15 protein-coding genes are annotated in these 13,711 nt (G+C 67.8%); 10 read left to right on the top strand and 5 right to left on the bottom strand.

All coding sequences use genetic code 11. The features are described from left to right. The first annotated feature begins 291 nt into the window (after positions 1-291). From RLT57_RS31895 to RLT57_RS31865, 7 genes are all read left to right on the top strand, one after another. Complete coding sequence (locus tag RLT57_RS31895) at positions 292-1,095, top strand: DUF7221 family queuine tRNA-ribosyltransferase-like protein (protein ID WP_311301160.1); 804 nt, start codon at positions 292-294, stop codon at positions 1,093-1,095. Then, entirely contained in the window at positions 1,092-1,505 is a 414-nt protein-coding gene (locus tag RLT57_RS31890) for a hypothetical protein (RefSeq protein ID WP_311301159.1), read from the top strand. Before RLT57_RS31895 ends, RLT57_RS31890 begins: the two co-directional genes overlap by 4 nt. A 197-nt stretch (positions 1,506-1,702) precedes the next feature. Beyond that, positions 1,703-2,164, top strand: a complete 462-nt coding sequence (locus tag RLT57_RS31885) for a hypothetical protein (RefSeq protein WP_311301158.1) — start codon at positions 1,703-1,705, stop codon at positions 2,162-2,164. Positions 2,165-2,272: 108 nt separating this feature from the next. After that, a complete protein-coding gene (locus RLT57_RS31880; RefSeq protein ID WP_311301157.1) occupies positions 2,273-3,031 on the top strand; it encodes a hypothetical protein in 759 nt (252 codons plus the stop codon). A 36-nt stretch (positions 3,032-3,067) separates the two neighbouring features. After that, positions 3,068-3,436: a tyrosine-type recombinase/integrase gene (locus RLT57_RS31875; protein ID WP_399130075.1), complete on the top strand. Its 369-nt coding sequence runs from the start codon at positions 3,068-3,070 to the stop codon at positions 3,434-3,436. After that, a complete protein-coding gene (locus RLT57_RS31870) occupies positions 3,433-6,027 on the top strand; it encodes a tyrosine-type recombinase/integrase (RefSeq protein WP_311301156.1) in 2,595 nt (864 codons plus the stop codon). The genes RLT57_RS31875 and RLT57_RS31870 overlap by 4 nt, the downstream gene beginning before the upstream one ends. Further along, positions 6,024-6,719: a hypothetical protein gene (locus tag RLT57_RS31865; RefSeq protein ID WP_311301155.1), complete on the top strand. Its 696-nt coding sequence runs from the start codon at positions 6,024-6,026 to the stop codon at positions 6,717-6,719. The genes RLT57_RS31870 and RLT57_RS31865 overlap by 4 nt, the downstream gene beginning before the upstream one ends. Here RLT57_RS31865 and RLT57_RS31860 read toward each other — a convergent pair. The 4 genes from RLT57_RS31860 to RLT57_RS31845 all read right to left on the bottom strand — a co-directional run bounded on the left by RLT57_RS31860 (position 6,662) and on the right by RLT57_RS31845 (position 9,795). Beyond that, positions 6,662-7,609: a hypothetical protein gene (locus RLT57_RS31860; protein WP_311301154.1), complete on the bottom strand. Its 948-nt coding sequence runs from the start codon at positions 7,607-7,609 to the stop codon at positions 6,662-6,664. The two genes, RLT57_RS31865 and RLT57_RS31860, sit on opposite strands and share 58 nt — an antisense overlap. Before the next feature lie 126 nt (positions 7,610-7,735). Then, a complete protein-coding gene (locus tag RLT57_RS31855) occupies positions 7,736-8,359 on the bottom strand; it encodes a hypothetical protein (protein WP_311301153.1) in 624 nt (207 codons plus the stop codon). Between the two features lie 145 nt (positions 8,360-8,504). Then, positions 8,505-9,272, bottom strand: coding sequence for a hypothetical protein (locus RLT57_RS31850; protein WP_311301152.1), 768 nt, complete (start codon positions 9,270-9,272; stop codon positions 8,505-8,507). 256 nt (positions 9,273-9,528) lie between these two features. Continuing rightward, on the bottom strand, positions 9,529-9,795 hold the full coding sequence (locus tag RLT57_RS31845; protein ID WP_311301151.1) for a hypothetical protein: 267 nt from the start codon (positions 9,793-9,795) through the stop codon (positions 9,529-9,531). A 260-nt stretch (positions 9,796-10,055) separates the two neighbouring features. Here RLT57_RS31845 and RLT57_RS31840 point away from each other — a divergent pair, with 260 nt between their 5' ends. Further along, on the top strand, positions 10,056-10,604 hold the full coding sequence (locus RLT57_RS31840; RefSeq protein ID WP_311301150.1) for a hypothetical protein: 549 nt from the start codon (positions 10,056-10,058) through the stop codon (positions 10,602-10,604). On the opposite strand, the gene RLT57_RS31835 is transcribed toward RLT57_RS31840, so the two are convergent. Beyond that, positions 10,561-11,352, bottom strand: coding sequence for an IS5 family transposase (locus RLT57_RS31835; protein WP_311301149.1), 792 nt, complete (start codon positions 11,350-11,352; stop codon positions 10,561-10,563). The two genes, RLT57_RS31840 and RLT57_RS31835, sit on opposite strands and share 44 nt — an antisense overlap. A gap of 782 nt (positions 11,353-12,134) precedes the next feature. On the opposite strand from RLT57_RS31835, the gene RLT57_RS33650 reads away from it, so the two are divergent. Together RLT57_RS33650 and RLT57_RS31830 are read left to right on the top strand one after the other, a co-directional pair. Next, a complete protein-coding gene (locus RLT57_RS33650) occupies positions 12,135-12,425 on the top strand; it encodes a transposase (protein ID WP_399130070.1) in 291 nt (96 codons plus the stop codon). 26 nt (positions 12,426-12,451) lie between these two features. Next, a complete protein-coding gene (locus tag RLT57_RS31830; RefSeq protein WP_399130068.1) occupies positions 12,452-13,315 on the top strand; it encodes an IS3 family transposase in 864 nt (287 codons plus the stop codon). The last annotated feature ends 396 nt before the right edge of the window (positions 13,316-13,711 follow it).

Below are 13,711 nucleotides of genomic sequence, written 5' to 3'. Positions count from 1 at the left end.
GTGGGCGCCGGCGCAGGTAGCGTCCGGCTCGGCCGCCGGCTGTTCGCGCCCTCCGCCCCCTCGGTGCGCCGACGAGTCGCGGATGCCGAAGCGATTGCATAACTCGATTTTAGCTTGTAGTGTGCCGATCTCTGGGTCGGGCCTTGCCGCCCACCGGTCACCAGCGGCGGTCGGCGCGCGTCGCCGCCGCTCCGCAGTTCGCCTTCCCACGAACGCCGCGAGGTCCTCGCCGCAGCCGCCCGGCCGACGGCCCCACCGCACTTGGCCTCCGCCCACAACTGGAGTCACCACATGCTCACCCTGGACGGTCCCGCTCCTTTCGGGAACTCGAAGCCGTCACCGCCGCTCCCCACCTTCTGGCTCGGCGTCCACCGGCCCAGCTGGCTGGCCCGGGCCGATGTTCCGATGTTCGTCTCCAACCGGCAGATGGCGCGCCTGAAGTCGTTGCCGAGGGCCGTGGGGTCCTGGGCCCTGGACAGCGGCGGGTTCACCGAAATCACTACGTACGGCGAGTGGCGCACCAGCCCGGAGCAGTACGTGAAGCTGATCCGGCGGTACCACGACGAGGTCGGCGGTTTGGCCTGGGCCAGCCAGCAGGACTTCATGTGCGAGGAGAAGGCCCTGCGCATGACCGGGCTCACCATTGAACAGCACCAAGACCTCACCGTGCGCAACTTCCTGACGCTGCGGGGCCTGGCGCCCGAACTCAGGATCATCCCGGTTGTGCAGGGCTGGCTCCGGCCGCACTACATGCGCTGCGTCGAGAAGTTCATGGCCGCCGGCGTCGACTTGACCCAGGAGCCGCTGGTCGGTGTCGGCAGCATCTGCCGACGGCCGAGCACCCACGTCGCCGGCTGGATTCTGGAGGACCTCCACGCCGCGGGCCTCAAGCTCCATGCCTTCGGGTACAAAAAGAGCGGGCTGCCCGCTTCGTGGCCGCACGTGGCGTCGGCCGACAGCATGGCCTGGTCGAAGGGCGGCCGGTACGAGCGCACCTGCGGAACCCACAAGAGCGAGTCCAACTGCCTCGATCACGCCATGTGGTGGCGTGGTGAACTGCTCGACCGCCTCGCCGACGCCCGGGACCGGGTATGAGCGAGAACCAGGTCGTGCCCACGGCAAGCGAACTGCGCGCCATCGTCTCCGGGAATCCCAAGGGCTATGCCCAGCGATGGACCTTCGGCGTGCCGAGTTGGCGGCACGTCTCTGAAGGGGGGTTCCGCAGGGAGCGCTACGAGGTCGTTCCGATCGACGAGGAGACTGCCCGGCGGTACGTCACGGACCACCACTACCTGTCGGGCTGGCCGGCAGCCATCCACCGCTTTGGCCTGCTGGATTCCCTCGCAGAGCCACGGCCCGGCGATCTGACCGTCGGTGGCCTGGCCCTCGTCGGCGTGACAGTGCTCGCCTCACCCATGAATGAGAAGGTCCTCACCCGCTGCTTTCCGCGGCTGGTCCCTTCTGCGCACCGCCGCTTCGCTTCGACTCACTCGTACCGCTTGTGAGCTGGTAGCTCAGTGGGTCGACTCGGTGAAGCGGGGCTTGACCCGTTGGTCGAGGGTTGAGCGTCGGGCCTTGTTCATACGGGATCCAGCACCTCATGCCGGAGAGTCGGTGGAGGTGATGCAAGCAGTTTGCGGCTAGTTCATCAATTCGTGTAGGGGCCGGGGTATCACGGCTGCAGGGTTGAGATTCTGTTCACATGGCCATCGACCGCAGCAGCACAACTGGCACCACCAACCTGGAAGCCCCGTTTGGCTTCACCCTGTCTCGCAGTCACATCGAGCCAGTTGGCTGGCTACTAAAAGTGAGCCTGGAGCCGCGCACCCGGGCCGGAGAACTTGACGACCTATCTGGGCTTGGCTGGCCGATCTGGACGGACACTTTGGAGCGCGACCCCCGGTGGGTCGTCTCCATCGACAGCGCGACACGACGCCTCATGCGGATCGTCCGCCTCAATGACGGGCAGAACGCTGTTCAAGTCGAGCTGTTCGAGTTGGGAGATGGCATCCCTCTGGATGACCGTCTGTGGTCGACGGTCGAGGGTCAGCGCCCGGTCATCCTGTGCGGGCCGCTGCACGGCGAGCCCACCACCGAGGCCATGGTCACCGCGAAAGCCACTGGCACGCTGCGCGGCATCGCCGCCCGCTGCCTGATCTCGTAACCGCGCGGCTGTCGTGGCGGTTCAACTTCGATGGCACAGAGCGTTTGTCGATCTTCAGTTGGACCGGTCAACGATCGCTGCAAAAGGAAAGCTGGCGAGGTTTCTCACGTGCTCGCTGTAGGTCTGGCCCCACTGCATGCGGAGGTCGTGCGTGTCCCGGTGAGCGACGAGCTGGCGTATTGGACGGTACTCGCCGGTCCCACCTTGTCCGTTGTCGACGACATCGACGCTCACCTTCGTCACCTGCGTTTCGGGCGGGCCTGTGAGGAGTCCACCACCAAGACCTACGCCGGCCACCTGAAACGGTTTCTCGTCTGGCGCGAGGGGCGCGGACTTACGTGGACTGATGCCGCGTTCCAGCTGGCGACGTACGTGATGCACGTGCGGACCAGTCCGCGGGAGACCAGCGGCCGCGGGCAGGGATGTTGCCCGGAGGAGGCGACCCTCGTTCCAGCGCTGGCCGCCATCCACGGGTTCTATCTCTACCTGGCGGATCTCGGGCACGTCGAGGCGGCAGCCATCACGGCGTTGTTCACAACCGTTCCGGCCGAGACCGGTCACGGGACCGTGCTGGTCAGACCGCGCATCCGAGTCGATGGGCGGCCCAGCCGCGCCTCGGCACGCCCGCCTGCAGCAACACACGAGGAGTTCACCAGGGTCCTCCAGGCAGCGGACACAGCGCGCGACCGGTGCATGGTGGCGATCATGGCCTGCTGCGCGCTGCGCGTGGGGCAGTTGGTGTCGCTCAAACGCGAGGACATCCACTTCGTGCCGGCTGGACGGACCCTGCCCGGATGCTCCTACCTCCAGGGGCCGCACCTTCACCTCCGGAAGCGGGGAGGCCACCCGAAGGGCGCCGCCAACTAGAACCGCGACGCCGTCATCCTCCCGATCCCCAGCCCGGTGGAGATGCTGTACGCCGACTGGATGCGTGAGCGCATCGGCATCCGCCCCGCCGGCGGCAGCCCCTGGGCCTTCGTCACCTTCCCCGGTCCCACAGGGAATCCTGGCGGAGAGGCGCTCAGCCCGCGCCGGGTGCAGGACCTCCTCGCCGACCTCGCGGCAGGAGCCGGGCTGCGCCACCTGCACCCGCACATGCTCCGCCACACCTTCGGAGAGACGGCCGCGGACCTCGACGTCGCCCGCGATGTCCTCCAGCGCCTGCTCGGCCACAGCGATATCACCAGCCAGGATGTCTACCGCACGGTCGCCGAGGCCAAGATCGCGCTCGCGGCCCACGCCGTGGGCGATCGACTCTTCGGAGAGTCATGACCTCCCCGGCCCCAGCCTCGACGATCGGTACCCCGGCGGCCGAACCCGACTGGCAGTACCTGGTCGAGCACGGCCTGGACCGCGCCACGCTCCATCTCCACTTCCCGCTCGACGCCGACTGGCACACCCTGCGGTCCTGCACCCACCCGGGCTGCCACCGGCCCTCGGACAGCTCGCCCTGGCTGTGCCACCGCTGCTACGCGTCGTGGCGGGCGGGCGGTGCTCCCGACGACGTACGAGCCTGGTGCGCCCGCTCCCCGGCTCCGCCGGCCCGCCGCGCCTACGGTGAGACCCGCTGCTCGGTCGGTTGCCCACGACCTGCGGAAGCGAGCGGCCTGTGCAAGAGCTGCGCCGGCGCCCGGGCCGCTGTGGGACTGACGGTTGAGGAGTACCTGGCCACCGGTCCCAGCCCGCGCCCCGGCCTGGGCGAGTGCGTGGTGCGCGTCTGCTCGCGCTGGGCGTTTCAGAAGTCCACACGGCTGTGCCCGCCGCACCAGCGGCAGTGGTCCGACGCGGGCAAACCCGACCTGGCGCGCTGGGCGCCGGCCGCGCCGGCGGTCTACACCACAATCGGCATCGTGCCGCTGGGAGACCTGGGCGCGGTGCTGGTGCGGCAGGTCCTCCTCGGCTACGAGACCCAACTGCGGCAGGGCGGCCGCATCAGCCCCTCGCAGGTCAAGTCGGCGATCCGCTGGCTGTCGGACCGCTCGGTCACCGACCTGCTCGTGGCCGATCTGCCCGCCAGGGGCCAGACCACGACCTGTCTGCGCCTGTGGCAGCGGTCCTTGTCGGTCCGGGACGCTGACCGCGAATCGGAGCACACCCGCCGCGTGGTCCGGCTCAACGTGCTCAACTCCCGCTATTCCGGGGGACGGGTGGACTTCAGCGACGTGCACGCTCCCTGGCTGCTGCACCTGGGCCAGCAGTACCTGCTGGAGATGGCTGCCTCCGGGCGGTCCGCGCAGCGGCTGAAGTCCGTCGGCCACGCGGCGCGGTGGTTCGCGATGTTCCTGCGCACGCTGCCCGGCCAGGGACGCCAGCCGGCGACGGTCGGACGGGCGGGCATGACGATGTACCTGAGGTGGCTGGCCCAGCGGGCACGCGACACCGCTGACTACGAGGCCCTGGCGCTCGCCGACCCCGTCCGTGCCGTGGTCGGCGAACGCCTGCTTCCGTCGCTGGCGGGCGCCGGCCCGCTGCTGGTGACCCCGCAGCGCCACTACGACCTGGTCCGCACCCTGCGCGACATCCTCGACCAGGGCCGCTCCTGGCTGGCTGAGCACGGCGCGGCGGACGTGCACCTGCTGGCCAGGGACGTGCCGCCGTACCCGGAGCCAGACGATTCGGACAGCGAGTTGGAGGGCCGCTCTCAGGACGCACTGCCGGAGACGGTTTTCTTGCAGCTCATGGACGAGGAGAACCTCGGCCTTCTCCCCGACGGCACCCCGCGCAGCTTCGTCGAACTCTCCCTGCGAGTTGGTCGGCGCCCGTGGGAGATCCGGCACCTGGAGTTCGACTGCGTCGAGTGGCACGACATCGAGATCGAGGCACCGGGCGGGAACGTGGAGCGGCGCCGCTACCCGTTCCTCGTCTACTGGATGCAGAAGGTCCGCCGCCGCCACAAGCTGCCGCTTCACCCGACCGACGTCGCCGTGGTCACCCGGCAGCAGGAGCATCTGCGCCGGGAGTTCCCCCAGTGGTTCGATGCCGACGGCAGGCCCCTATCCCCGAGGACGCTGCTGTTTCCCACCCCGCGGCTCTCGCGCGCCAATGGGCTCGGCGAGCGCCCCTACGACAGCAGCTCCAGCCGGTACTGGCTGGAGGTGTGGATGAAGGGGATCACCGTGCTGGTCGACGAGCACGGCCACAGCTTCGACCGGTCCCGCGTCTTCCCCTACGCTTTCCGCCACACCTACGCCCAGCTGCGCGCCGACGCAGGCGTTCCGCTGGAGGTGCTGCAGGCCCTGATGGCGCACCTGGAACCTTCCACGACCCAGGTCTACTACCGGGTCTCGCACCCGCGCAGGGTGGAGGCGGTGCGCGCCATCGCGGCCAAGTACCAGTTCGACGTCACCGGCGGTCGGCTGCGGCCCCTCAGCCCAGGAGACGACGTCGCCGCCCGCACCCGGGCCGGCGTGGGCTCGGTTCCGGTCCCCGGCGGCACCTGCCACGAGATGAACAACGTCCGCGCCGACGGACGCGGCTGCCCGGTGTACTACCGCTGCCTGTCCTGCAAGTTCTTCACCACTGACTTCACCCAGCTGCCTGAACTGCGCCAGCTGCGTGACGGCAAGGCTGAGCAGATGGCCCGGCTGGAAGCGGCCTATGACAGTGTGCTCGCCGCAAGTTCGTTGAGCCGTGCGAACGTGGAGCTCCTGCGCCAGGAGATCGCCCAGATCGACGAGCTGATCGGCAAGTGCGAGACGGATCTCGGCTCGCTGACCGAGGACGACAGGGCGACGGTGGATTCCTGGCTGCACAGCCGGGACCGGTTCCTGACGGTGATCCCGGTGGCGGCCGTCCTGGCCGGACGCCAGCGCCTGGACCAGCCGACCATCGACCCGATCCTGCTGACCGGGGAAGCGCGATGACCGGCCACCGCAGCCGTCGGATCCCGACGCAGCACCTCCAAGGCTCCTCACGCGCCGCCGTGCTCGACGCGGGGCGGCAGGCCGCCGCGGCGCGGCGGCGCGCGGACAGCGAAGCATGCCGGCGACGGGTGATGGACGTCATCACCGGCATGCGCCGGAGCCGCAAGCCTCTGTCGGACGCGGAGATCACCCGCCGCGCCGGGGTCAACCCCCAGTACCTGCAACGGCACCGGGACCTCAAGGCCGAGGCGGAGACCGTGCGGGCGCACCTCGCCGACAGCCGGCCCCGAGCGGCGGCGGCCACCGCAGCCCGCAAGGAGGCGGTGCTGGAGGTGGAGAACCTCATGCTGCTCGAACAGAACGTGGCGCTGCGCCGGGACCTGGAGACGGCGCGCGCCGAGCTTCGTGTCTTTCGCGTGCGGGACCTGGCGGCCGGCGCACTGGGGGAGGTCGCGCCGACGGCGGTCCGGGACGCGGAGCTCGATGCGTTGCGCAAGGAACGGGACGACGCACTGGCAGCCGCCCGGCGCGGGGAAGCGGACCTTCTGGCCCTGCGCAACGTCACCCAGCGACTGATGGTGGAGAACACCCGGCTGCTCGGCAGCGGATCATCGCTGGCCGAGGACGGCAGCGGCTACCAGCTGTCCTCCCGCGACTCGGGGAACGGTCCGAGTTCCGGGCGTCCGAAATGACTACCGGGGATGGGTCCATCGTCGACCACCGCCTTGAGGTCTTCGACCTTGCAGCTCATGGTGGTCGGCAGGCCGGCGATCTCGATCTCCTCCTCGCCTGCGAGACGGAGGCCGCAAAGCCCGCATACCAGCTGTTCCGCGGTGAGTTTCATCTCGTACAGCAGCGTCGTGTTCGGTGCCCTCAGGAACAGCGTGGCGGCTTCGGTGCCGCAGGCTGGGCACCTGCTGAGCGTTCGGAACAGGACACCGGTCGGGTTCCGGTCGATGACCACGAGTCCCGTCTCGCCGATGGTCCTGGCAACACTTTCGACCGTCCCGTCGGGGAGCTTCCCGAAGCGCGTCTTCATCCTGAACCGGGCCTGATCCACGCGGAGATGGACAGCCTTCTGGACCCGGTTGAACCGATCGTCGAGGGTCACCTGGATGCTGCCGGACCATGATCCCCAGAAGTCGGCGCGGTCCTCGCAGGTGTGGTCGATGAGCGTGCAGATCGTCTCCACGAAGGGAGCGAGGTAGTCGTCGGCGCTGCTCGCTCCGAGGTGAGCAACGCCGTTCCTCAGCTCGATCAGCGCGTCCAGTTCCGCCGACCTGGGCAGAACGCCGATCTTTCTCAACCGGGCGATGGCCGCAGCCGCCCCGATGGTGTGGAACCTCTGAGGCGGGGTGGTGATCGCTCCAGCGAAGTGCAGCAACATATCGTCGTTGCCCTTGACCTCCGAGAGCAGCGTCGGGTGTACCCGTACCAGCGCGGCCTTGGCTAGCCTCTCGACACTGACTCCCGCGTCCAGCAGGAAGACCTCGGTCTGCCCCTCCGCGTGGGCCCCCATGGCCAGGTGCGCGAAGTCTCTGGCGCCGGATAACAGGCGCTCGAACGTGATCGGTGATTCCATTCCACGACGGTATCGACCTGCATGGCACGCTTGCAGGCAGTTTCCGCCGAACCACGCTGGCCAGGGCAGTTGTTGAAAGTCGGGTGGCCTCCGGCTGTTCGCTGCTGTCAGGCCGGGCTGCCGGGCTCATCGCGAGGCGGGCGGTTTGGTCATGTACATCTTGATGATGGAGGCCGGCATCGGAATCGGCTCGTACGGCGCGAGTGCCTCGGCAACGGCCTGGGCCAGCTCGTCGATCGTCCGCGTCACGTACCCGGGCGGTGTGATCCAGATCCGAGGCTCGGCGTCGCGGTCGTCGCTGTTGTGGATGATCCGGGCGTAGTAGTGGTCGAGACCTTCCTCGTAGCCCCAGGTGCTGTAGCGATCCCAGCCCGGCAGCCAGAAGGCGTGCAGTCCGCCTACGTTCCCTTCGGTGACGACCGAGGGCCTCGGAGCGGAGAGTTGACGGTCGGTGTACGAGGGCCCGTAGACGATCTCCCAGACGCCGTCACTGTGCTCCAGGACATCCATCCGAACATGCTGCTTCAGTCCCCGAAGCTGTGCGCGAAACCCTTCAGGGTCGAGTCCGACCCGAGCCGCGAGTCCAGGGATGTCGGCAGGGGTGAGTTCGAGGCCCATGATCTCGGGGATCTCGGCGTCCCGCAGAGCACTCCTGATCTCGGTGCGCTCGGCCAGCAGCACAAGCACCTGCTTGGCCCTCTGGTCGGCAATGCTCAGCCGCCGTACGTATGTGACGGCTTGCTCGCTCATTCGAGCTCCCTATTCTCGGATGACTACGGATGGTGGCCGACGGCTCACGCTAGCGCGCAAGACCACGTTGCGGATACGACCGGGGAGCGATCTTGGCGGGGGCACGATCGGAATCCGGGCGTCCCCCTATGTCGGAACCGGCCGGTCAGTCTCGCTCGCGGTGCTCGGCAGCCATCTCGTCGCCGAGGACTGCCAGTTCCCACGCTTGTTCCTGGAGCCTCTCCACGATCTTTGCGAGCTTCTTGTCGCGCTTCGCCCCAGCCGCGGTCTCGAACTCGTTCACGTTCGCCCCGCCGAGGAAGTGCGCCAAACCCTGCAGCGCCGTTGCGCCGAGCTTGACGTGGCTGAGCGGCCGCAGGTCCGCTTCGGTGACCGGCGCGTGGCGGGTCGGATAGCCGTCCGGCCGCCGCTCGATCACGCGGGTGTCGGTCAGCCGCAGCAGCGCGGCCAGGATTCGGGCCACATGCACGCTCTGCGTCGGCACCACTGCCGCGCCGACCTCGGAAGCCGTGGGCGGCGTGTCTCCGGGAAAGCCGAGCACCGACGGCCCGAGCGCGTCCAGGACCTCGCCGGTGCAGCTGTGACTGTGCGCCGTACCCTTCTCGTCGAGCGTCAGCTTCTCGAACTTGTCCTCCCCGTCCATGGCGAGCATCGACCAGGCCGGGAAGTGCCGCACCACGACCGCATCATTGCCGAACTCGCGGATCACGGCCCGGCACAGGGCCTCAGCGTCGTTGACCAGACCGGCGCCGAGCATCAGGTCCGTGGCGATCACCAATGGACCTCTGTCCTTCGTCGGCCACACACGCAGCCGCACATGCGACAGGGCCCCGCTGACGAGCGCAAACGGCCAAGCGTGGTCATCACGCACCGGGTCCAGCCGTGCAGGGATGGGCAGAACGGTCTCCGGCACCGGAAAGTCCTCTCAACGCACGGGCTATTACGCCTTCACGTTAGTCACCAGCTCTGACGCCCAGGGCCAGAAGACCCAGATCGAAGACCTGCCGGGACAGCCGCAGCCGTCCGCAAGCCGCCCGGCTCTTGAGAATCCTGCCGCCGACGACTTCAGACCGACACCCTGACCGCCTCAAGCCCGGCGGACGGAGTCCGGCACAGATCTGACCGAATGACCAGGTGCGGCCCCTCCAACGCTGCGGAGGGGCCTCCGTCTAAGCGCTAGCCGCATCGATCGCATGGTCAACGACCTCGCACGCCCTCCGCAGGTCCTTCGCCTCCAAGCGATTGATGGAGATCAGGTGTGCCGCGTTACAAATGCAGGCTGTCACCGCGAGGATGGCGACGCGCTGGGCCGGAGTCAGATGGTCGTCGTCGTGCAGCATCCACGATGGATCGAGCCGGTCGCGCAGTTCGTCCGGTACGCCGCCGTCGCCATAGCCGTCTGCCGTGTCGTGGTCGTTCAGGTCCAGGCTGGTCACGGCCTCCTCTACAGCAGCAGCCAGCTTCAGCAGTCCGTCCCGCTTCTGCTTGAAGCACAGGGACCGCAACCAGGCCGCGGCCCGCGCGCCAGCCGCGCGCACTTCGGCGAGTGCCGCCTTCTCCTCATGACTGGGCCGCTTTTCCTTAGACGCTGTTGTCTTTCCGAGTCTGACGACTGTGCTTTCGCTGGTCAGGGGTAGGGGCGGCGTCGGTGTGGGAGTGATGGGGTGTCGTTTCGTCGCTCTCGTGGAGGTCGCGGATGCCGTCGGTTGTCGGACTGCTGGAACAGCACGAGCTTGCCGCTCGTCGTCGTGTGGACGGGCTGCGTGAGGAAGCCGACCGTATCCAGGCCGAGCTCGCGGTGGCCGAGCAGGAGTGGTCGGAGTGGACGATCGCCCGCGAGCGTGTCGGTGCGGTGCTGTCCGCGCCGGGCGGTGACTCAGCCGGCGTGGTCACCACCGACGTGCCGGAGGGTGCCGTGACGGAAGCCGAGGTGGAGGCGTCTGCGCCTCTGGTGGTGAAGGCGAGGTCGCAGGTTCCGATGTGGCGCGAGGGGCTGGACTGGACGGCACTGTCGGTGGACTACCAGCGCATCCTGGCCGCGCTCGAGGATCGGGGCCGTCTCGGTCAAGGGCCGCTGACCTGTCAGGAGATGGCCACTGCGTTCGGCATGGATGTGATGCCGGCCAAGGTGGAGGGGCTGCGGTCGAAGGCGAAACGCCTGGTCGCGCGGGGCTGGCTGGCCGAGCCGGCACCGGGCCGGTTCACCCTCGCGCGGAGCGTGAGCGGGCCAGGCGGCGGGTCATGATCATGGTCATCGACCAGTAGATCATCGCCTCGGCGCTGCTGGTGGATCGTTCGAAGTCACGCACCAGACGGCGGCTTCGCATCAGGTGGGCGAAGAGCCGCTCGACGATCCACCGCTTGGGCAGCACCACGAAGCCGCGCATGTCGTCGCTCCGCTTGACGATCGCCAGGACCAGCGCGAGGGCGGTCAGGCAGTGCTTGACGAGGCTGCCGGTGTAGCCGCCGTCGGCCCAGACGAGTTCCAGCCGGTGGTGAGCGTCGGTCACCCGCTCAAGCAGCACCTTCGCGGCGGCGCGGTCGCCGATGTCCGCCGCGGTGACCATCACGCCCAGCAGCAGACCGAGGGTGTCGACCACCACGTGCCGCTTGCGGCCGTTGACCAGCTTGCCGCCGTCGAAGCCGCGACTGTCGGCGCCGACGGCGGCGTCCGCCTTGACGGACTGCGAGTCGATCACGCCGGCCGTCGGTTCCGCATCCCGGCCCGCTTCCTCGCGGACCCGTCCGCGCAGCCGGTCGTGGAACTCTCTGATCAGCGCGTGGTCGCGCCAGCGGCGGAAGAACGCATAGACCCGGTCCCACGGCGGGAAGCCGGCCGGCATCGCCCGCCACTTGATCCCGTTGTCGACCAGATAGCGGATCGCATCCAGTATCGCCCGGTGGCAGTACACCTCCGGCTGCCCGCCCCGACCTCGCAGCCAGCCCGGCACCGGCAGCAGCGGCCGGACCACCGACCACCCCGCGCCCGTCATGTCCGAGGGATACCGCCGAACACGCTCCGGATGGTCGGCCGCATTCCCGAACCGGTGAGCGACACAATCACACGACAGAGCAGCCGAGTTGAACTCCACCGGCGCGAGCACGTACAACTGCGGCAACAGGGTCTCCTGGATCTCGGTTGGCTTCGCAACCCCGAGCTACCAAGAGGCCCTGCCTTCATGCCCACAGCCGGCCACGGTCACCCGAACGAGACTCCCGTTCGACGCCCACCCCTCACGATCGGAACGACAACAGCTACTTAGGCGCACCCTCAGCGGGGACCGGGACGGGCGGCAAGGTGGAAGCACTCATGTTCATGACTGATGAACGAGCCGCCCCCCGACCAGATACTCCGCCCCCTGGGCGAAGCCAGGGAACTCTGAGCTGACATGGCAGGGCCGGTCGCCCGCACGAGACGACAAGACAGAAACCCTGCCGGTCAATGGATCGGCCCACTGGTCGCGCCCGCCACTACCTGGGGACTCGGCTCCCAGCGGTGCGCAGAAGGTCCCCTATGCCGAGAGTGCAGAACTGGCGCGGCTGGTGGTGGGGGCGTCCGTGCCTGCCAACGGTGAGACGTTCTTCGTTGCCCGGGCCATGCGGCTGGCCGCTGAAAGCGGAATACGGGGACTGGTGTCGTTCGCCGACCCAGTGCCGCGACGGCGGACGACCGGGAAGGGCGTGGTCATCGGTTCCCCCGGCCACTGAGGTGCCCCGAAGCTTCCGGACAGGGACCCAATAGGGTTGTCCTGTCAAGGAAACGAGGAAGCACGAAGTGGCGCCACCCAGTAAGTACACCCCGGAGTTCCGTGAGGAAGCTGTCCGGGTCGCACTCCAGTCCAGTAGGACCATCTCTGAGACGGCCCGCGAGCTCGAATTGAACCCGGAGACGCTCCGGGGCTGGGTGAAGAAGTACCAGAAGCAGAACGAGCCAGCGGCAGGTTCGCCGTTGACGCTGGATGAGCGGGCACGCCTGAAGGAACAGGACCGGCGTATCCGTGAACTGGAGATGGAGAACGTCTTCCTGAAAAAATGCGCGGCGTACTTCGCGAAGGATCCCCGGTAGCGAGCAGGTACGGGTTCATCGAAACGATGCGGCTCGACACCACGGAGTACGCGCATCCCGTCGAGTTCATGTGTGAACGGCTCGACGTGTCCAAGTCCGGCTACTACGAATGGCGGAACCGCCCGGATTCTGCCACAGCCCAGCGGCGCGAGGAATTGAAACTGCTCATCAAGAAGGCATTCGACATGTCGGACAGCACCTACGGATACCGGCGCGTCCACGCCCAGCTCGTCCGCTGGGGCCGCCCCGCCGGCCTGGAGCTGGTCCGCCTGCTGATGCGTGAGCTGGGTCTGGTGCCCTGCCAGCCCAAGCCGAAGCGGTGGTCGCTCACCCAGGCCGCAGCCAGCGACGTGCCGGACCTTGTCAGCCGGAACTTCACCGCCGACGCGCCCGGCGAAAAACTCGTCGGCGACATAACCTACGTAAAAACCGGAGAAGGATGGCTTTATCTCGCGACCGTCATCGACTGCTGCACGAAGGAAGTCATCGGCTACGCGATGGACGACCACTACCAAACTCCTCTCATATCCCAGGCCATCCGCAACGCGGCGCGGAACAGGAAACTCGCCGACGGTGCAATATTCCACTCCGATCGCGGATCGAACTACATGTCCGCCGAGCTCGCGGCGACGCTGAAACAGTTCGGACTCCGCCGGTCATCCGGACGTACCGGCGTCTGCTGGGATAACGCGATGGCGGAATCATTCTTCGGCGCTCTGAAGAACGAGCGGGTTTCCCGCGTGACGTACCCGACCCGAGAGGACGCCCGACAGGACATCACCCGATACATCGAACTCTGGTACAATCACAAACGCCTCCACTCGGCTGTCGGATACCGCCCACCGCGAGAAGTTCACGCCGAATACATGGAGTTTCGTATAGCCGCGTGAAATAAACTGTCAGATCACTGTCCGGAAAATGCGAGGCCCCTCACACCTCGGGATCGTCTACCAAGCGCTCGGGGCCCGGTTTTCCGGCAGGGGCACGGCACGAACGCTGTGCCTTCTGCCAGATGGGTCCGTTCTCACCGCCAGGTCGAAGTCCAAGGTCACCAGCAGGGAGGTCGGCAGCAGGGGGTGATCCGCCGGCTCCACCTTCTTGGAGCACGGCTCCCGCGCGAGGACGAGGATCCCGGCCTCTGGCTCACCGAGGTGCTCACCTTGATGGGCGCCCGGTCGGCTCGCCACCCGGGGAATTTGCGCTATCTGCTGGCTGCCGGCCGCACCAGGACCGAGCGAGCCAGGACAGTCTTCGGGATGCCCGCGCTGCCGTACCCCAAGTGGGAG

The sequence above is a fragment of the Streptomyces sp. ITFR-21 genome, assembly GCF_031844685.1.
Lineage (GTDB): Bacteria > Actinomycetota > Actinomycetes > Streptomycetales > Streptomycetaceae > Actinacidiphila.
This window is presented reverse-complemented; position numbering and strand designations above follow the sequence as displayed.